The following is a 20,234-nucleotide window of genomic DNA, read 5'->3' on the forward strand; positions in this document are numbered from 1 at the left end:
CACACCCCCTTCCTCCTTCTTGGGGGTGTCCGCCGGGGCGGCGCTGGACAGAACGACGTGGCAGTTGGTGCCCCCCATGCCGAAAGAGCTGACACCCGCCACGAATGGGTTCGCCCAGGCTGCGTTGTCGCTGGATACCTGGAGGCGCAGATCCTCAAGTGGAATCTCGGGGTGGGGCGTTTCGAAATTCAGGCTGGGGACCAGCTCGCCATGGCCGAGACAGAGAGCGGTCTTCAGCAGCCCGACGATGCCCGCGGCCGCTTCCAGATGTCCGACGTTCGTCTTGGCGGAACCCACGACGAGGGGGGCGTCGGGGTTCCGGCCGGCTCCGGCGCCGGCGACCGCGCCGAGTGCGGCTGCCTCCACCGGGTCGCCGACCCGGGTTCCGGTCCCGTGGAGCTCCACATACTCCAGCTCCCCCGGGCGGATGCCGGCACGCCCGCATGCGAGGCGGATGACTTCTTCCTGCGCGATGCGGCTGGGTACCGTCAGGCCCTCGCCACCACCGTCGTTGTTGACGGCGCTCCCACGAATCACGCAGTAGACCCGGTCGCCGTCTGCGAGTGCCCGGGAGAGCGGCTTGAGGACGACTACACCTCCGCCCTCACCTCGGACGTAGCCGTTTGCCCTGGCGTCGAAGGTGTGGCATCGGCCATCTGAGGAGAGCGCGCCGAAGCGGGCTACCGCCAGCGCACTGTCGGGAAGCAGGTTGAGGTTGACACCGCCGGCCAGGGCGATGGTGGACTCGCCGTGGCGCAGGCTCTCACAGGCCATGTGGACGGCGACCAGTGACGAGGACTGACCGGCGTCCACAGCGAAGCTGGGACCCTGGAGGCCGAGGGCGAAGGAGACGCGGTTGGCGATAATGCTGTGCTGTAGGCCGGCGTTGGCGTGGGAGGTACGGGCGGCCGGTCCCTGACGGTCAAGGAGGACGGCGTAGTCGTTGGATGCGGCGCCAACGAAGACGCCCGTGCGCTGACCGTCGCGCTTCCGGGGAGTGGATCCGGCGTCCTCGAGCGCCTCCCAGGCCAGTTCGAGCATGAGCCGCTGCTGCGGGTCCATGACCGACGCCTCGCGGGGGGATATTCCGAAGAAGCCGGCGTCGAAGCCGTCCACGGAGTCGAGAAAGCCGCCCCATTGGAGACTCTGCCGCTCCTGGTCGGTCACGTCATCGTCGGAGAAGGCGTCGTCGGGCCAACGGCCTTCCGGAACCTGGGTGATGGCGCTCGTGCCGTCGCGGAGGAGCCGCCAGAACGCGTCGATCCCCGGGGCCTGCGGAAGGCGGCAGGACATACCCACGATGGCGATAGCTTCCAATTCCGACCCGGAATTCGAAATCTCATACCGCTGGTCAGCCACTTTCCCAGTCCCCCAGGATTGGAATCGAGAAGGGTCTATGGAACCCTAAAAGACGTGAGCAGCCGGTCGTCACCCCTAGGCACCCCCTAACAAAGAGAGGCCGGGTAGGGGGCGAGGGGGCGGACTCTGGGGTGCCCTCGGGCGTGGCGGTGTCATATCATCGGGCGGCGACTCTCCGTGGCAGCCTCAACCGGCGATCGTGAACACGGGATGGTGAAAAGGGAGGATACGGAGAGGATATCGAGGAGAGGGAAGGTCTGTGCTCGACGAACTGGAGCGCAAAGCCGTCGCGCTGGAGTATGTTCGGTGCATCAATGCGGGCGACATCGACAGGCTGCTCAAGGTATTCGCCGATGACATCCGTTTCGAGGATCCAGTGGGCTCGCCCCCGATTCAGGGAAAGGCCGCCGTTCGGCGGCACCTCACCGATGCGATCAAGGGTCACGTGCACGAGGTGCCCGACGGCATCAGCGCTTCGCACGACGGGCGCCATATCGCGATCACCGTGAAGATTCACGTCGACAACCCTGAGGACCCCAACGGGAAGCGGCTGAAGATTAGTGCCGTGAGTGTGTGCCGCCTGAACTCCTCCGGTTTGATCGAAGACGTCAAGGCATTCTGGGGAAGAACGGATGTCAGCTTCGTCGATCGAGCCGCCCCGGAATCGGCAGAGGGAACCTGATGACAATATCGGCAGATGCGGGCAAGGGGAAAGCGGCGGCGGACGAGTCCGCCGAAGATCCGTATTTCATGGCTCCGGAGATCATCAACGATCCGTACCAAGGTTACGGGCGACTGCGCGAGCAGGCGCCCGTAGTGCGCGTCAGGCTGCCCGACGGCAGTGCACTGTGGCTCATCACCCGCTATGACGATGTCCGGGCTTTCCTCAAGGACCCGAGATTCGTTCACGACACGGACAACGTGCCGGACGGGCTGGCACCGCCGTCACTGGCGGAACTCATGAAGCAGGCGGGGATCAACGAGGACCTGTATCCCTATATCTGCGACATGATGGCCGACCGGGACCCGCCGCGGCACACGCGCCTGCGTAAGGCTGTCTTCCACGCCCTTGCCCCGGCACGGGTGCAGGCTATGCGGCCGCGTATGGAAGAGTTGATCAACGACTCGCTGGATGCTCTCCCCAGCCATGCCGATGACGGGGTGGTGGACCTGGTGGAGCACTGGGCGCAGCCGATGCCCGTGGGGATGATCTGCGAATTGGTCGGCGTGCCGCTGGAGGATCGCCCGATCTGGCGTGAGTGGGCGCACGGGCTGATGTCTCACGACCCCAACGCCCTGCCGGCCGCTGCGTATCCGGCGATCGAGTACTTGCACGGGCTCATCGAACGCCGCCGGGCTGAGCCGACCGACGACCTGATCAGCGTAATGGTCCACGCCCCGAACGAGAACGGCGAGCGGCTGACCGACGTGGAGACGGTCGGAATGGTGATGGCGCTGGTCACCGGGAGCCACGAGAACACGGCTCATCTGGTGGCGAATGCCACCGTCGGGCTTTTGACGCACCCGGACCAGATGGCACTTCTGCGCGACGACCGGTCGCTGATTCCGGACGCCATCCACGAGTTCCAGCGCTGGTGCAGTCCGCCGCTGCGGACCCGGATGCGGTACGTGTCGAAGGAGCTGGAGCTGGCCGGCCACCGCTTCCACGTGGGGGACCAGGTGTCGGGTGTCTTGGTGAGCGCCAACCGCGACCCGCGGAAGTTCACCGATCCGGAGCGGCTCGACGTCACCCGCTTCCGGGGGCAGCAGGCGGAGCACCTGTCGTTCGGCCAGGGGGTTCACTACTGCATAGGGGCGGCGCTCGGCCTGAACGAGGCGGAGATCGCCTTCAACGCCCTGCTGGACCGCTATCCGGATCTGACTCTCGCGGTTCCCGAAGAGGACTTGCCGTGGATTCCGCACCCGGGGCTGCGACGTCTCGTTCGGCTCCCGGTCAGACTCGACGGTGGTAACTGATCCGTTGTCTGACGGAACGTGAGGCGGGGGAAGGGTTGCACCCTTCCCCCGTTCATCGTTTTCTCGTCGTGGTCAGACGGTCTTGATCGCGCCGCCGTCGATGAGGTAGTTGGCGCCGGTGATGTTGCGGGCGACGTCGGAGAGAAGGAAGGCGATCAATGCCGCGACTTCTTCGGACTCGGCGAGCCGCCCGGTCGTGATACCGAATTTGGCGGGGACCTGCTCAAGGAACTCGGCGTGGTCCATGCCTGCCTCGGCGAGCATCTTGCCGATCGCCCCCTCGGGGTCCGCCCAGACGGGGGTACGGACTACCCCGGGGGAAACGGTGTTCACGCGCACACCCTTGGGTCCGAATTCCTCGGCCAGCGACTTGCCCAGGGCGTTCACGGCGGCCTTCGTCGCGCCGTAGGCGACCGGGACGGGCCCGGGCCGCAAAGCGGCGATGGAGGAGACGTTCACGATCGCTCCCCCGCGTTCGATCAGGCTGGGCAGCGCCGCGCGCGTCACGCGGACGGTACTGCGCAGGTTGAGGTCGAACAAGCGGGTCCACTCGGCATCCTCGGTGTCAAGGAACCCGGCGGGACGCTCGCTCGATCCGCCGACGTTGTTCACCAGCAGGTCGATGCCGCCCAATTCGGCGAGAGCACCGTCCATGAGGGTGGCGACGCCCTCCTCTGTGCTGAGGTCGGCAGACAGTGCGTGCGCGCCCGTCTCCTTCAGTTCGGGCGTGAGGGTGCGGGCGGCGCCGACGACGCGGGCGCCTTCATCCGTCAGCGTCCGGACGGTGGCCAGCCCGATGCCCCGGCTGGCGCCGGTGACGACCGCAGTCTTGTTGGCAAGATTGAGCTCCACAGCACTCCACTTTCTCGAATTGGCAGAAATGGTTGACGAGCACGTCGTAAACCCGCGGGCTTACGGTCCGCGTCGGTAGCGGATCGGGGGCAGCGGGTCACTTCGGGGCGTGGGAGGACAGGAAGGCGCGTTCGGCGTCCGTCAGAGGCGGGCCGGTAAGGACGGGGCGGCGGGCGCCGCGGCGTATGGCGGCGATCACGTGGGGTTCCTGGAGGCTGCTCTGCGGGGCCGAGAGGGTGTGGACGTCCAGGAGGGCGGCGCTCACCACGGGCTGCACCGGGCCGGCGTCCATCATCGTCTTGACGAAGTCGCCCATCTGGCTGCGCAGGTTGTTGCTCTCATCGTCCTCCAGGTCCATGTACTGGATGTCCTGGGCGGTGGCCCACTGCCAGGGCTCGTCGGCGACCGTGCCGACTGCGCGCATGGCGTGGCGGCCGGCACCGTCGCCGAGTCCGTGCTTGTCGAGGGCCTGGTCCATGGCGACGACGCCGAGCGCTGCGGCGCTCAGCCCGTGGCCGTAGATGGGGTTGAACGCGGCCAAGGCGTCGCCGACCACGATCAGCCCGTCGGGCCACGGGTCGAGGCGCTCATAGTAGGTGCGGCGGTTGGACGTGGTTCGCGTGACCTGGGCGCTGGTGAGGGGCGTGGTGAGGGCGATCAGCTCGGCGAGAAGGGGGTGGGCGAGCCGGTGCAGGTGAGAGAGGAAGCCCTCGTCGTCGGTGGGGGGCTCGCCGCCGCGCACGCCCGAGGCGGTCAGCATCCAGCGGTCTCCCTCTATGGGGAGCATGACGGCGTTGCTGACGGGGCCCGGCACGGTGGGGTCGGAGAAGAGATTGAAGACCGCGTGAAACTCCTTCATCGTTCTGGGCGGAGGCGCGAACACGCGGGTGACGTAGCGCAGGCGCAGGTCGAGCACTTCCTCTTCGACTTCGTGGCCCTGATCTGCGAACCACTGCTTGAGGCGGGAGCCCCGCCCGCGCGCGTCGACCACGAGGTCGGCGTCGATCTGCCGGGTCCGGCCGTCCTGGTCGCGCACGACGGCACCGGTGACGCGCCGGGCGTCGCCGCACAGTTCGGTGATGTCGGCGCCTTCCACGACGGTGATCTTCTCGTTGCGCAGGGCCTGGTCGCGGATGACCCAGTCGAGCAGTTCCCGGCCGCAGGTGATCATGAAGTGGCTGGCGGGGAACCGGTGTTGCCAACCGTACGCGTTGAGGGTGATGGAGTCCTCGGGCAGACCCATACGGTGGGCGCCCTCGGCCATGAGGCGCTCGGTGGTGCCGGGCAGGAGCGACTCGACGGCGCGGACACCGCCACCGACGAAGAGGTGGCCGTGGTGGGCTTGCGGCACGCCCTTGCGGTGGCCGGGGCCCGCCGGATAGTGGTCCCGTTCGATGACGGTGACGGAGTCCAGGTGCCGCGCGAGGGCGGTGGCTGCCAGCATGCCCGAGTGGCCGCCGCCCAGCACGAGGCCCTGGGTGAGGCTGTTCATCGATTACACGCTCCTTGTGGATGCCGGAAGTCCGGCGGGTCAGGCGAGGTCGGCGAGCCAGTGTTCGATGGCGTCGGCTGACGCCTTGGTGTTGTCCGCGTCGAGCATGGAGAAGTGGTCGCCGGGCACGTCGACGGCGGTGTGGGGCAGCTTCCAGACGGCCCGCCAGGTGTCGTCTGCGGCCGTGCCGGGCAGCGGTTCGGTGGCTCTGAGCAGCAGTGTTGGGGTGACGAGTGCCTCTGGCCGGAAGTCGAAGGAGAAGTAGCGGGCTCGCGCGGTGACCCAGGCGTCTCCCCAGTCCTCCTCAAGAGAGGAGACGGTTTGGTCGTTGGCCATGAGCGTCCCGGCCACGGCGAGGAGGGCCGCGTCGGATCCCAGGCCGGTGCGATCGCCCCACCAGTGGGAGTCCAGTAGGACGAGTCCGGTGGGAGGGGTGCCTGCTTCCTCCAGCTGACGGGCGACGACGGCGGCGAGCGAGCCGCCGGAGGAGTGGCCGGCCAGGACGAAGGGGGCGCCGTCGGCCTGCTGGAGGACGGCGTCAGCCATGGCCCGGGCGAGTGCGGCCAGTGAGGAGGGCAGAGGGTCGCCGGTGCGGAAGCCGATGAGGTCGACAGCCGAGAGGTTCCTGCGGCCCCGGAAGTGCGAGGCGAGCCGGGTGTACTGGTGAGGGCTGGGCTTCCACACGAAGGAGGGCAGGCAGATCATCTCGGGTGCTTCGCGGCCGCTGCACAGCCGCACGGCACGAGGAGGGCGGGACACGGGGGCCTCCCGGGACGCGTCGCCGGGGTCGTGGGTTTCGTCGAATGTGGCTCGGAACGCGGCGAGACGCTCGGTGAGGTCATGGATCTCCTCAAGACGGCCCTCGTTGCAGGCCCGCAGGAACAGAGTGCTCAGGGCCTCGGCGGCGACCGGGGCGGCGGGGCCCGTTGTGGGGGGCGCGGAGCGGAGCGTGCCTCGCAGGTGTTCGGCGAGCAGGGCGGGGGTGGGGTGGTCGAAGACGACGGCGCCGCGCAGGGTCAGGCCGGTGAGGTCGCTGAGGCGCTGCCGGAATTCCGCGGTGGTGAGGGAGTCGAATCCGGTGTCGAGGAAGGTGCGGTCAGGCTCGACTTCGTCCGGCGACGGATGCCCGAGAATGTCGGCGGCGTGGCCGCGGATCGCGTCCAGGAGGACGGCGTGGGCTTCGGCATCTGCCAGCGCGGCAATTCGCTCGCGGAGCAGCGGCGCGGTTGCCGTTGCCGGAAGGGGGCCGCCTTCGGCGGGGTCCGGTGGCGGGAGTGACGGAGCGCTCTCGCTCTGGCCCGGAGTGCCGCCCTCGGGCTGGAGCCAGAACCGCCGGCGCTGGAAGGCGTAGGTAGGCAGGGCGACACGGCACGCGCCGGTGCCTTCGAAAACACTGTGCCAGTCGACGGGATGGCCGTAGGTGTGGATCTGCGCAAGGGCGTTCAGCAGTGCCTGCTCCTCGCTCTGCTTGGTACGGCCGCAGGGGGCGAGGGTGGCCGCAGCCGGATTGGTGAGGCCGTCGCGGGCCATGGCGGTGAGGGTGCCCCTGGGGGCAGCTTCGATGTAAAGGCCGAAGCGGTGGGACTCCAGCCAGGCCAGTGCGTCGGCGAAGCGGACGGTGGCACGCAGGTTCTGGCACCAGTAGTCGGGGGTGGCCATCTGCCCGGGTTCAGCAGGCCGTCCGGTGACAGTGGACACGATGGTGAGGTGCGGCTCGGTGTAGTCGAGACCGGTCAGGGCCTCCTTGAAGTCGGCGAGCATCGGCTCCACCAGGGGGGCGTGGGAGGCATGCGATACCCGGATGGGGCTGGTCTTGATCCCCCGTTCGGCCAGGGCGTCGGCGGCACGTTCGACGGGCTCGCGACTGCCGGAGATGACCGTGGCGTCGTGGGTGTTGACGGCCGCGATCGCCACGTGCTCGTCGAGCACGTCGGCCAGCTCGGCCTCGCCGGCCTGTACGGCGACCATGGCGCCGCGCTCGGGAAGCTGTTGCATGAGCCGGCCGCGCGCCGCGGCCATCCGGCATGCGTCGGACAGCGACAGGATCCCCGCGGCGTGGGCGGCGGCGATTTCACCGCCGGAGTGCCCGGCCACAGCATCGGGTTCGATGCCCCACGACCTCAACAGGTGGAGCAGGGCGGTCTGGAAGGCGAACAGCGCGGGCTGGGTGAACAGCGTTTCGTCCAGCAGGGCCGCGCGGGGGTCGTCTTCGGCGGCGAGGATCACGTCCCGGATGGAGTGGGGCGCGTGGCCCGCACCGACGAGCTGATCGTCGAGCAGTGCGCAGACGTCGTCGAAGGTCTGGGCGAAGACGGGGAAACGCCGGTGCAGTTCGGCGCCCATCCGGGGCCGCTGAACGCCACCGCCGGGGAAGAGGACGGCGGTGCGTCCGGGGCGGGCCACGCCCCGGACCACCTGCGTGGCGGGCTCCCCGGCGGCGAGGGCGGTGAGCCCGGCGAGCGCCTGGTCGCGATCGCGGACCAGGATCACGCCGCGATGTTCGAGAGAGGCTCGGGTGGTCGCCAGGGACCAGCCGATATCGGCGATGGGAGTGTCGGGCTCAGCCTTGAGCCGGTGGCCGAGGCGGGCTGCCTGGGCGGCGAGTGCCTGCGCCGAGCGCCCGGAGATCACCCAGGGCACGGTCAGGATCCCGGGCGTCTCGTCCGCGCCGGTTCGGGCAGATGCGGCAGGCTGGGGGGCGGGGGGCTCTTCGAGAATGACGTGGGCGTTGGTGCCGCTGATACCGAAAGAGGAGACCCCGACGCGACGTGGACGGCCGGGGTCGGGCCACGGCCTGGCCTCGGTCAGCAGCTCCACCGCGCCCGCCGACCAGTCGACGGCTGGGGTGGGTTCGTCGACGTGGAGCGTCTGAGGCAGCAGGCCGTGCCGCATCGCCATCACCATCTTGATGACGCCTGCCGCTCCCGCGGCTGCCTGGGTGTGCCCGATGTTCGACTTGACGGAGCCCAGCCACAACGGGTGCCCAGGCTCGCGCTCTTGCCCGTAGACGGCCAGCAGCGCCTGCGCCTCGATCGGGTCGCCCAGTGACGTGCCGGTCCCGTGCGCCTCCACGGCGTCCACTTCGGCTGCCGTAAGCCGGGCGTTGGCCAGCGCCTTCCGGATGACGCGCTGCTGGGCGGGCCCGTTCGGCGCCGCCAGCCCGTTGGATGCCCCGTCCTGGTTCACCGCCGTGCCCCGGATCACCGCGAGCACCTCGTGCCCGTTCTCCAGGGCGTCCGGCAGCCGCTCCAGGAGAAGCATGCCGGCGCCCTCGCCGAAGCTGAACCCGTCGGCGGCGGCGGAGAACGCCTTGCACCGGCCGTCTGGGGCCAGGGCTCGTTGCTGGCTGTAGCCGACGAAGATCCCCGGGTGGAGCGTCGCCACGACGCCGCCCGCCAGGGCGAGGGTGCACTCGCTGTTGCGCAGCGCCTGCACGGCCAGGTGCAGCGCGACGAGCGAGGAGGAACAAGCGGTGTCCAGCGTGAGAGTGGGCCCTTCGAGGCCGAGGGCGTAGGCGACGCGGCCGGAGATGACGCTGCCGGCGCTGCCGGTCATGACATGGCCCTCCATGCCTTCGGGCAGCTTGGCGCCGAAGCCGTAGCCGGAGCTGAGGGCTCCGATGAACACGCCGGTGGAGGTGCCCTTGAGGGAGAGCGGGTCGATGGCCGCGTCCTCCAGGGTTTCCCAGCAGGTCTCCAGGAGCATGCGCTGCTGCGGGTCCATGGCGAGAGCCTCGCGAGGGCTGATGCCGAAGAGGCCGGGGTCGAAGTCGGCCATGGTCTTCACGAACCCGCCCTGCTTGACGCAGATCTTGCCCGGCAGGCCGGGCTCGGGGTCGTAGAGAGCCTCCATGTCCCAGCCCCGGTCGTCGGGGAACGGCGTGATGGCGTCCCGGCCGTCGCGCACCAGGTCCCACAGCGCCCCGGGGGACGTTGCACCGCCGGGGTAGCGGCAGCCCATGCCGACGATCGCGACGCCACCGTTGAGAACGGCCGTCAGTCCCTGGTTCTCCTGCCTCAACCGCCGGTTCTCGGCCACGGAGGACCGCAGCGCCTGGACGATTTCGTCCACTGACTTTGCCATGGGGGCTCTCCGACTGTGGGTGGGTCAGGACTGGTTGTCGTCGAGCGCTGCCTGAACCAGGTCGTCCACGCTCATGTCCGCCACCGGCACCTCGTCCGGTTGCCCCCCTTCTTCCGGTACGCCGGCGAGCCGCATCAGGGTGCCCAGCACGCCGGCCTGTTTGATCTGGTCGAGGGGGATGGCAGCGATGGCCTGCCGAATGTGGGCGTCCCGGGCGTCGTCACGCTCGGGGCCGAGGTCCGGGGCGAGTTCGGTGCGCAGCCGGATCGCGAGGTCGGCGGGGGTCGGGAAGTCGAAGGTCAGTGTGGCGGGCAGCCGCATACCGGTAGCTGCCACGAGGCGGTTGCGCAGGTCCACCGCTGTGAGGGAGTCGAACCCGATCTCCTGGAATGCCTGTGCGGGCTGCACCTGGTCCGTGGAGTCGTGGCCCAGGACGACCGCGGCCTGACCGCAGACCAGGTCGAGCAGCGCGTCGAGCTGTTTCCGCTCGGACAGTCCGGTCAGCCGCTGCCGCAGGGCCGAACTCTGGTCGGCGCCGTCAGTTGCCTGGGCAGACCGGCGGGCGTGGACAGGCACCAGACCGCGCCACAGCGGCGGCAGCATCCCGGCGCCGGCTTCGGCACGCAGGCGGGCGGTGTCGATCCGCAGGGGTGCCAGCAGCGGCTGGTCCATGGCCAGTGCGGTGTCGAGGAGGCCGAGGGCGTACGCCGGGGGCATGGGCACCAGGCCGCCCCTGGCCATCCTGGCGCGGTCGGCCCGGTCCGAGGTGCCGGTCAGGGTGTCCTTCAGCTCCCAAGGGCCCCAGGCCAGTGAGGTGGCGGGCAGGTCCAGTTCGGCGCGACGCCGGGCCAGGGCGTCGAGGTAGGCGTTGGCCGCGGCGGAACTGCCTTGGGCGGGGCCCCCGAAGACGCCGGCGACATGGGAGAAGAGCACGAACATCGACAGCTCGGCATCCCGGGTCAGCTCGTGCAGGTGGAGCGCGGCGTCGACTTTGGGGCGCAGCACGGTGCCCAGTTGCTCCGGGGTGAGCGAGGCGATCATGACCTCGTCGAGGCCGCCGGCCGCGTGCACCACGCCGGTCAACGGGTGTTCGTCCGGGATTTCCCTGAGCAGGCCGGCCAGTTCGGAGCGCTCGGCGAGGTCGCAGGCGGCGATCCGCACGTCGGCGCCGAGGAGTTCCAGCTCCCTGCGCAGCTCCCGGGCACCCGGGGCTTCGTCGCCGCGGCGGCTGGCGAGCAGCAGGTGGCGGACCTTGTGCTCGGCGGCGAGGTGGCGCGCCACCAGGGCACCGAGGGTTCCCGTTCCACCGGTGACGAGCACCGTGCCGTGGGAGTCGCCGCGAGGGGAACCCTGCCGGGGCCTCGGCTCCTCGCGGGGACGGGCGAGCCGCGGCACGAGTCCCTGACCGGTGTGCAGCGCCACCTGGGACTCGCCCGCCGCGTAGGCGTCCGCGACGACGCGGGGAAGGGCCGCGTAAGAGGCTTCGTTCCCGTCGACGTCCACGAGGAGGAGCCGGTCGAGGCCCTCGGCCTGCGCGGCGCGCAGCAGGCCGAGGACGGCCGCCTGGCCGGGGTCGGTCAGGGGGATGTCGTCCCCGGTGGTGACGGCTCCCTGAGTGAGGGCCACGATGCGGCGATCCCGCCAGCGGGTGTCGGCCAGCCAGGTTTTGAGGAGATCGAGGGCGTCGGCCAGGGCGGTGTGTACGGCTTCGGGGCGCTCCGGGTCGGCGGTCGGCGGCCATACCCATACGACGATGTCGGGTTCTTCCGCGGTGGCTTCGCCGTCGGTGTCCGCCGTGGCTCGCGTCAGTTCGGCGGCGTCGGCGTAGCCGTGGACGGTGGCGCCGCGGTCGGCCGCGGCGGCGGACACGGTCTCCGCAGCGGCCCCTGCGCCGACGAGGGCCCACCGGCTGTCCACCAGTTCCCCGGGGCTGCCGGACGAGTGGGCCGCCGTCCCTCCGAAGGGGGCCCATTCGACGCGCAGCGGGACCTCCCCCGCCGGGGTGACGTGGCTGAGGATCCCGTCGGCGTCGACCGGGCGGACGGTGAAGGCGGCCACCTCGGCCACCGGCCGTCCGCCGGTGTCGGCCAGTGCGATGTGCAGCGCGTCGGTGTCGTGGCCGTCGCCGGCGGGCGAGAGCCGCACCCGCAGCGCGTCGGCACCGGTGGCCAGCAGCCTTACCCCGGCGTAGCCGGCGGGCAGCCATGCCTGTCCGGGAGTGAGGGTGCCTCTGGCGGCGAGGAATGCCTGCTGCGCCGCGTCCAGCAGCGCCGGATGCAGGCCGAAACGAGCCGCCTCCTGTTGCCACTCGTCCGGTAGAGCGACCTCGGCGAGGATCTCCTCGCCCGAACGCCACGCCGCCCGCAGACCGCCGAAGGCCGGGCCGAAGGCGTGGCCGGTCGTCGCGGCTTCGGCACGGAAGACCTCGATGTCGACGGGTTCGGCGCCCGCGGGGGGCCAGGGCCCGGCGTCGGGCGTGGACGGCTCCGCCGGGTCGGCGATGGCCGGGAGGAGCGTACCGGTGGCGTGGCGGATCCAGTCCCGTCGAGCCGTGTCCACTTTGTTCTCAACTCGGGAATGGATCTCCATCGCGCGGCGGCCCGAGGCGTCGGGGGCGGCGACTCGGACCTGGAGTTGGACGGCGTCCCGCGGCGGCAGCACGAGCGGGTTCTCCAGTGTGAGCCGCTCGACGGCGTCGCAGTCCGTCTCGTCACCCGCGCGGACCGCTAGCTCCAGCAGGGCCGCCCCCGGCACCACCGCCACGCCGGCCACGGCGTGGTCTGCCAGCCAGGGGTGGGTGGTGATGGACAGCCGCCCGGTGAGCAGGAACTCCTGGCCGCCTGCCACCGGCAGTGCGGCGCTGAGCAGCGGGTGGTCGGCCGCGGTCAGCCCGGCGCCGGTGACGACGTGTGGCCCGCCCGCGGGGGCCGGGTCGAGCCAGTAGCGCTGATGCTGGAAGGCGTATGTCGGAAGCGGAACGGGCTGCTGTGCGGTGCCGGCGAAGACGGCCGGCCAGTCCACGGGGGCGTCGTGCGTGTATGCCTCGGCGAGGGCGGCGAGGAACCGGTCCGGGCCGCCGTCGTCGCGGCGCAGAGTGCCGATCACTGCGGCGCCGCCGCGGACCTTGCTCTCGGCGCTCGCCTCAGCACAGTCCTGGATGGCCGCGGTGAGCACGGAGTGGGGGGTCACCTCGATGAACAGCGCGTCGCCCTGGTCGGCCAAAGCGGTGATGACCGGTGCGAAGCTGACCGTTTGGCGCAGGTTGCGGTACCAGTAGTCGGCGTCCAGTGCGGCGGTGTCGAGCTGGGTGCCCGTGACCGTGGAGTAGAAGGTGGCGGTCGCGCTGCGGGGGGCGATGCCGGTCAGCTCGGCGACGAGCCGGTCCCGGATGCGTTCGACCTGGATGCCGTGGGACGCGTAGTCCACGGGGATCCTGCGTGCCCAGACTCCTTCCTTCGCGCACTGCGCGATGACCTCGTTCAGCGCGTCGGGCTCGCCGGAGACGAGGGTGGACAGAGGGCTGTTGACGGCAGCGATGGAGACCCGGTCCTGCCAAGGGCCGATCAGTGCTTCGGCGGCGTCCTTGCCGAGGGCGACTGAGGCCATGGCGCCCTGGCCGGAGAGCTCCACCAGCGTCCGGCTGCGCAGGGCCACCACGCGGGCGGCGTCCTGCAGGGACAGCCCGCCGGCGATGTGCGCGGCCGCGATCTCGCCCTGCGAGTGCCCGACCACGACGTCGGGGCGCACGCCCACGGACTCCCACAGGCGGGCCAGGCCGACCATCACCGCGAAAAGCGCCGGCTGGACCACATCGACCCGCGCCAGGCCGGATTCGTCCCCCTCCCGCAGCACCTGGGTCAGCGACCAGTCGACGTACGGGGCCAGCGCGTCGTCGCAGGCGGCGATGGCTTCGGCGAAGACCTCGCTGCTGTCGAGCATCTCCCTTGCCATGCCCGGCCATTGGGAGCCCTGCCCGGGGAAGACCATGACCACGCGGCGATCGCCGCCGGTGGCGGGGGCGCCGGACACCGCGCCGTGCACCGTCTCTCCGGCAGCCAGCGCGTCGAGCCCTGATACGGCATCCTCCGTGGACCGGGCCAGGACGACGCCCCGGTGTTCCAGCGCCGCTCGGGTCGTCGCGAGCGACCAGCCCACATCGGCCAGCGGCACGTCGGCCCCGGCGTCACCGAGCAGGAAGTCCCGCAGCCGCGCGGCCTGACTTGCGCGCGCGGCGGGAGACCTCCCTGACACCACCAGCGGTACGTTGCCGACAGCTGCGACGAGTCCGGGGGCGGGAGCCTCGCCCGGCTCGTCGGGCTCCCCGTCCGGCTTCTGCCCCGCCGGCTCCTCAAGCGGCGCCTCTTCGAGGATGACGTGGGCGTTGGTACCGCTGATCCCGAACGAGGAGACGCCGGCACGGCGCGGACGGCCCTGGTCGGGCCACGGCCTTGCCTCGGTCAGCAACTCGACGGAGCCGGCCGACCAGTCGATGTGCGGGGAGGGCTCCTCGGCGTGCAGCGTCTTGGGCAGCACACCGTGGCGCATCGCCATCACCATCTTGATGATGCCCGCCACTCCGGCGGCGGCCGCGGTGTGCCCGATGTTGGACTTGACGGAGCCGAGCCACAGCGGGGCATCGTCGGGCCGGCCCTGCCCGTAGGTGGCCAGCAGCGCTTGGGCCTCGATCGGGTCGCCGAGCGTGGTGCCGGTGCCGTGGGCCTCGACGGCATCGACCTCCCCGGGCGACACCCCAGCGTTGGCGAGCGCCTGGCGTGTCACCCGCTGCTGCGATGGCCCGTTGGGCGCAGACAGCCCATTGGAGGCGCCGTCCTGGTTCATCGCACTGCCACGGATGACGGCGAGCACCTCGTGGCCGTTTCGGCGGGCGTCGGAGAGGCGTTCGAGCAGCACCATCCCGACGCCCTCGGACAGCCCCATGCCGTCCGCGGCGGCCGAGAACGCCTTGCACCGGCCGTCCGCAGCAAGCGCGCCCTGGCTGCTGAAGCTCACGAAGGCGCCGATCTCGATCTGGACGGCGACGCCGCCGGCCACAGCCATCGAGCACTCGCCGTTGCGCAGGCCCTGGGCCGCGAGGTGGAGCGCGACGAGCGATGAGGAGCAGGCCGTGTCGATGGAGATGGCCGGCCCCTCCAGGCCGAAGGCGTAGGCGGCGCGGCCCGAGATCACGCTGGGGGTGCCTCCGGTGATGAGATATCCCTCGATGCCTTCCTGGGCGCTGTTGCGCTGGCCCGAGCAGTACTCGGACCAGCTGCACCCGATGAACGTGCCGGTCTGGCTGCCCTTCATCGAGTGGGGGTCGATGCCGGCCCGTTCGAACAACTCCCACAGCGACTCCAGAATGAGCCGCTGCTGCGGGTCCATGGTCAGCGCCTCGCGTGGCGAGATGCCGAAGAGAGCGGCGTCGAAGTCGGCCATGCCGCGCAGGAATCCGCCGCTGCTGACGTAGCTGGTGCCCGAACGCCGGTCGGGTCCGGCGGCGGCACTTTGGTCGACGCGGCCGTCCATGTCCCAGCCGCGGTCCGTGGGGAAGCCGGATATGGCGTCCCCGCCCGCGGCGATCAGATCCCACAGCTCGTCGGGTGACTCGGCGCCGCCCGGGTAGCGGCAGGCCATGCTCACGATCGCGATGGGCTCGTCGTCCGCGGTGGCGACGGTCGTCGCCGCGTCGGCGTCGGGGGTCGCCTCACCGGCCAGTTCCCTTCCCAGGAAGTCGGCCAGACCGCGGGGCGTCGGGTAGTCGAAGACGAGGGTGGCGGGCAGTTGCAGGCCGGTCTCGGCGGTGAGCCGGTTCCGCAGGTCCACGCCGGTGAGCGAGTCGAAGCCCATGTCTTTGAACGCCCGCCCGGACTCGACGGTCTCTGCCGTCTCGTGCCCGAGCACCACCGCCACCTGGGAGCGGACGAGGTCCAGCACGAAGCGTCCCCGCTCCTCGGGGGAGACGTCCGACAGCTGGGCGCGCAGCGCCTGCGTGCCGTCGTCCTCCGGGGCCGTCTCCTGCTGCTTCTGTTCCTGTTGCTGCGCGGCAAGGACAGCGCGTGCGTCGGGCAGGTCGGCCAGGAACCAGCTCGTGCGGGCGGAGGTGAACAGGGGCGCGAAGCGATCCCAGTCGATGGCGGAGATGGCGACGAACGTCTCGTCGTGGTCGAGGACCTGCCGCAGCCCGGAGAGGGCGGTGCCGGCGTCCAGCAGGGGAAGGCCCTGCCTGTTGGCGCGGTCGTAGAGGACGGAACGCACCGCGGTCTTGGTGTCGTCCGACTCGTTGAATGCGTTCCACACGCCCCACGCGATCGAGGTGGCAGTGAGGCCGCGGCGGCGGCGCCGGGCGGCGAGCGCGTCGAGGTGGGCGTTGGCCGCGGCGTAGGCCGCGTGGTCTCCGCTGCCCCAGAAGGCCGCGATGGAGGAGAACAGTACGAAGGCGTCGAGGGTGTCCTCGTCGAAGAGTGCGTCGAGGACATCGGCGCCGACGACCTTCGCGGTGTCGTGTAGCTGGTCCAGTGTGATGTCGGCCAGAGGATCAAGCCCGGCCTGGGTCACTGAGTGGACGACGGTGCGGATCGGCGGCAACTCGCCGCGCGCGTTCTCGATCAGCCCGGCCATGGCCTGCTTGTCGGTGATGTCGCAGGCGGCGAAGTGGGCTTGGACGCCGAGCGCATCGAGCTCGGCCTTGAGGTCGGTGGCCCCGGGAGCGTCCATGCCGCGGCGGCTGACCAGCAGCAGGTGCTCGGCGCCCTCGCGGGCCATCCAGCGGACGAGCTGCGCGCCGAGCACGCCCGTAGCGCCGACGATCATCACCGTGTCACGCGGCCGCCACGCGCGTTTCGCGGCGGCCGTCCCCAAGGGTGCCCGTGCCATCCGCCGCGCCACGGGGCCCGTGGCGCGCAACGCGATCTGGTCCTCCTCGGGGGCGGTCAGCAGCTCGGGTAGTTGCCGCCAGGCCGCGTCGTCGCCGCCGATGTCGTGCGGCAGGTCGATGAGGCCGCGCCACATGCGGGGGTGTTCCAGCGCGGCGACCCGGCCGACGCCCCAGACTTGGGCCTGCACGGGGTTGGGCGCGGGGTCGTGGTCGCCGGTGGCGACAGCGCCCTGCGTCAGGCACCACAGCGGCCCGTCGTCGATCCCCGCGTCCGCCAGCGCTTGTAGCAGTGCCACGGTGCCGGACAGCCCGAGGGCCACTCCGCCCGCCCGGTCGTCCGGTCGCTCGTCCAGACCGAGGAGTGACACGATGCCGACGGACTCGCCTTGGGCCGCCCGGGCCAGGGGGAGGGCAAGCTGTTCCCGGCTTGCGGCGGCGGTGCGGATGAGGGCGACGTCCGCGCCCGCGCCGGTGAGCATGCGCTCGCAGGCCGCAACCAGGACCTCGTCCACACCTTCTTCGGGGACGAGGAGCAGCCAACGGCCGGTAAGGGTTCCGTCCCCGCGGCTGGTGGCAGGGGACCAGGAAACGCCGTAGCGCCAGGACTCCAGCACGGATTGTTCGCGGTGCTTACGGCGCCAGGACGACAGGGCGGGCAAGACCGTGCCGAGTGACGACTGCCCGGTTTCGCTCAGCTCCAGTGTCGCGGCGAGCGAGGAGAGGTCCTGGCCTTCGACGGCATCCCAGAAGACCGAGTCAACCGGGTCGCCGTGGGCGAAGGGCGCCGAGGAGCCGGAGGTGTCGGATACGACGGGCTCCAGCCAGTAGCGCTTGTGCTGGAATGCGTAGGTGGGAAGGTCGACGCGACTCGGCCGGGCACCGCCGAAGACCTCGTCCCAGTCCAGGTCCACGCCGTATGCGTGGGCGTGGGCGGCACTGGTGAGGAACCGCGCCATGCCGCCTTGGTCGCGGCGCAGGGTCTCGACCACAGCACACTGTGCCCCGGCCGCCGCCACCGTGTCCCCGATCCCGGCGACCAGCACTGGATGCGGACTCGCCTCCACGAACACCCCGGCACCGGCCTGCGCCAGCGCCTCGATCACGGGGGCGAACCGCACCGGCTCGCGCAGGTTCCGCACCCAGTACGCGGCGTCCAGGGTCGCGGTGTCCACGGCCTCGCCCGTCACCGTGGAGTAGAACGCCACGCGCGAGGCCACCGGGCTGATGCCGGCCAGGGCTTCGAGCAGCCCGTCGCGGATCTCGTCGACCTGCGGGCTGTGAGAGGCGTAGTCGACCTCGATGCGACGTGCCCACACCCCGTCCGTCTCGCACCGCACGAGTAGCTCGTCCACCGCCGTCGGCTCACCCGAAATAACTGTGGCGGCAGGCCCGTTGACCGCAGCCAGCCCCACCCGGCCTTCCCATGGCCCGACCAGCCGTGCGGTCGCCTCCTCACCCAGGGCGACCTGCGCCATGGCTCCTCGGCCCGACAGCCCCACAAGGGCGCGACTGCGCAAGGCCACCACGCGGGCAGCGTCTTCGAGAGACAGCGCGCCGGCGATGTGTGCGGCGGCTATCTCCCCCTGGGAGTGGCCCACGACCACGTCCGGCACCACGCCGATCGACTCCCAGAGCCGGGCCAGCGCCACCATTACGGCGAACAGCACGGGCTGAACCACGTCCACGCGCTGTAGCTGCTCCTCGTCGCCCTCCCGCAGGAGAGCGGTCAGCGACCAGTCCACGTGGGGTGCGAGCGCGTCCTCGCAAGCGGCGATCGACCGCGAGAACTCAGGGCTGGAGTCGATCAGTTCGCGGGCCATGCCGACCCACTGCGAACCCTGCCCGGGGAACACCATCACCACCCGGCCGGGGGACCGGGATCCCGCCACCACACCCGCCGCACCTCGCCCGGCAGCCACGGCGTCGAGCCCCACCACCGCCTCGTCCAGGCTTGCGGCCAGCACCACTGCGCGGTGTTCGAGCGCCGCCCGCGTCGTGGCGAGCGACCAGCCCACGTCGGACAGGGGCGCCCCGGTCCCGGCCCTGGTCGTCAGGAACTCACTCAGCCGCGCCGCCTGGTCTGCGAGCGCCCCGGCCGACCGGCCCGATACCGCCAGCGGCACCACGCCGTAGGGCGGCCGGTCCGGTCGCCCGGGGCCGCCGTCATCTCCCGGGTCCTGAGGCTCCGGCGCCTCTTCCAGGATCAGGTGCACATTGGTACCGCTGATACCGAAGCCGGAGACTCCGGCCCTGCGCGGGTGCCCGTTCCGCTTCCAGGCAACCGGCTCGGTCAGCAGCTCCACCTCACCCGCCGACCAGTCAATGGCCGGAGAGGGCGCGTCCACGTGCAGGGTCCTCGGCAGCAGGCCGTGGCGCATCCCCATGACCATCTTGATGACGCCCGCCACACCGGCGGACGGGCCGGAGTGCCCGATGTTCGACTTGATGGAGCCCAGCCACAGCGGCCGGCCCTCCTCCCGGCCCTGGCCGTAGGTCGCCAGCAGCGCCTGCGCCTCGATCGGGTCGCCGAGGGTGGTGCCCGTGCCGTGGGCCTCCACGGCGTCCACGTCCGCTACCGACAGCCGCGCGTTGGACAGCGCCTGCCGGATCACCCGCTGCTGCGACGGGCCGTTCGGCGCGGACAGCCCATTCGACGCGCCGTCCTGGTTCACGGCGGAGCCACGCACCACCGCGAGCACCTCGTGGCCGTTTCGCACCGCGTCCGACAGCCGCTCCACCAGCAGCAGGCCCGCGCCCTCGGACCAGCCGATGCCGTCCGCCGCCGCCGCGAACGCCTTGCACCGGCCGTCCACGGCCAGCCCTCGCTGCCGGCTGAACTGAATGAACCCGACGGGGCTGGCCATGAGACTCACCCCGCCGGCCAACGCCAGGTCGCACTCGCCGCTGCGCACCGAACGGACCGCCAGGTGCAGGGCGACCAGCGAGGACGAGCAGGCCGTGTCCACGGTGACCGCGGGGCCCTCCAGTCCGAAGGTGTAGGACACACGGCCGGACACGACGCTGGTCAGGCTCCCGGCCAGCGAGTAGCCCTCGATCCCGCTGGGGAGTTGCTGAGACGGGTCGTAGTAGCCGGAGTAGGTCGAGCCGATGAAGACGCCCGTGGAGCTTCCCTGGAGCTGCTTCGGTGTGAGGCCGAGCCGTTCGAAGACCTCCCAGGAGGTTTCCAGCACCATACGCTGCTGGGGGTCCATGGCCAGCGCCTCACGGGGGCTGATGCCGAAAAGGTCTGCGTCGAACTGCGCGGCGTTGTCGACGAATGCACCGTGCCGGGTGTAGGACTTCCCCTCCGCGTCGGGATCGGGATCGTAGATGCCTTCCACGTCCCAGCCGCGGTCGCCGGGGAACTCCGTGACGGTGTCCCGGCCTTCCGCAACGACGTTCCACAGTGCCTCGGGCGAATGCGCGCCTCCGGGGTAGCGGCAGGCCATGGCCACGATCGCCACGGGCTCCTGCTCCTTCTCCCGCGTCTCGCGCAGCTCTTGCCGCGTGCTGTGCAGCTCGGTCGTGACCCGCTTCAGGTAGTCGACGAGCTTCTCTTCGTTCACCATCTGACGTTCGCCATCCCCGGGTGGTCGT

The 20,234-nt window shown here is 70.8% G+C and carries 6 protein-coding genes and 1 pseudogene; 2 read left to right on the forward strand and 5 right to left on the reverse strand.

Annotated features, from left to right (window positions below; all coding sequences use genetic code 11):
- On the reverse strand, positions 1-1,359 hold a 1,359-nt coding region (locus LG396_RS37990; RefSeq protein WP_225798199.1), incomplete at its 3' end, for a beta-ketoacyl synthase N-terminal-like domain-containing protein.
- A gap of 259 nt (positions 1,360-1,618) precedes the next feature.
- On the opposite strand from LG396_RS37990, the gene LG396_RS37995 reads away from it, so the two are divergent.
- Both LG396_RS37995 and LG396_RS38000 read left to right on the forward strand, forming a co-directional pair.
- On the forward strand, positions 1,619-2,041 hold the full coding sequence (locus LG396_RS37995; protein WP_051642799.1) for a nuclear transport factor 2 family protein: 423 nt from the start codon (positions 1,619-1,621) through the stop codon (positions 2,039-2,041).
- Positions 2,041-3,336: a cytochrome P450 family protein gene (locus LG396_RS38000; protein WP_225798200.1), complete on the forward strand. Its 1,296-nt coding sequence runs from the start codon at positions 2,041-2,043 to the stop codon at positions 3,334-3,336. The genes LG396_RS37995 and LG396_RS38000 overlap by 1 nt, the downstream gene beginning before the upstream one ends.
- A gap of 72 nt (positions 3,337-3,408) precedes the next feature.
- Here LG396_RS38000 and LG396_RS38005 read toward each other — a convergent pair whose 3' ends face one another.
- From LG396_RS38005 to LG396_RS38020, 4 genes and pseudogenes are all read right to left on the reverse strand, one after another.
- A complete protein-coding gene (locus tag LG396_RS38005; protein ID WP_037752001.1) occupies positions 3,409-4,188 on the reverse strand; it encodes an oxidoreductase in 780 nt (259 codons plus the stop codon).
- A gap of 97 nt (positions 4,189-4,285) precedes the next feature.
- Positions 4,286-5,680, reverse strand: a complete 1,395-nt coding sequence (locus LG396_RS38010) for an FAD-dependent oxidoreductase (RefSeq protein ID WP_037752004.1) — start codon at positions 5,678-5,680, stop codon at positions 4,286-4,288.
- A 39-nt stretch (positions 5,681-5,719) separates the two neighbouring features.
- A pseudogene (locus tag LG396_RS38015) lies at positions 5,720-9,745 on the reverse strand (type I polyketide synthase); the annotation flags it as partial.
- Between the two features lie 42 nt (positions 9,746-9,787).
- Positions 9,788-20,203 carry a type I polyketide synthase gene (locus LG396_RS38020; RefSeq protein ID WP_443729186.1) on the reverse strand — a complete coding sequence of 3,472 codons (10,416 nt, stop codon included), beginning with the start codon at positions 20,201-20,203 and terminating at the stop codon, positions 9,788-9,790.
- Between the last annotated feature and the right edge of the window lie 31 nt (positions 20,204-20,234).

This window comes from Streptomyces aculeolatus (assembly GCF_020400605.1).
GTDB classification, from domain to species: Bacteria; Actinomycetota; Actinomycetes; order Streptomycetales; family Streptomycetaceae; genus Streptomyces; species Streptomyces aculeolatus.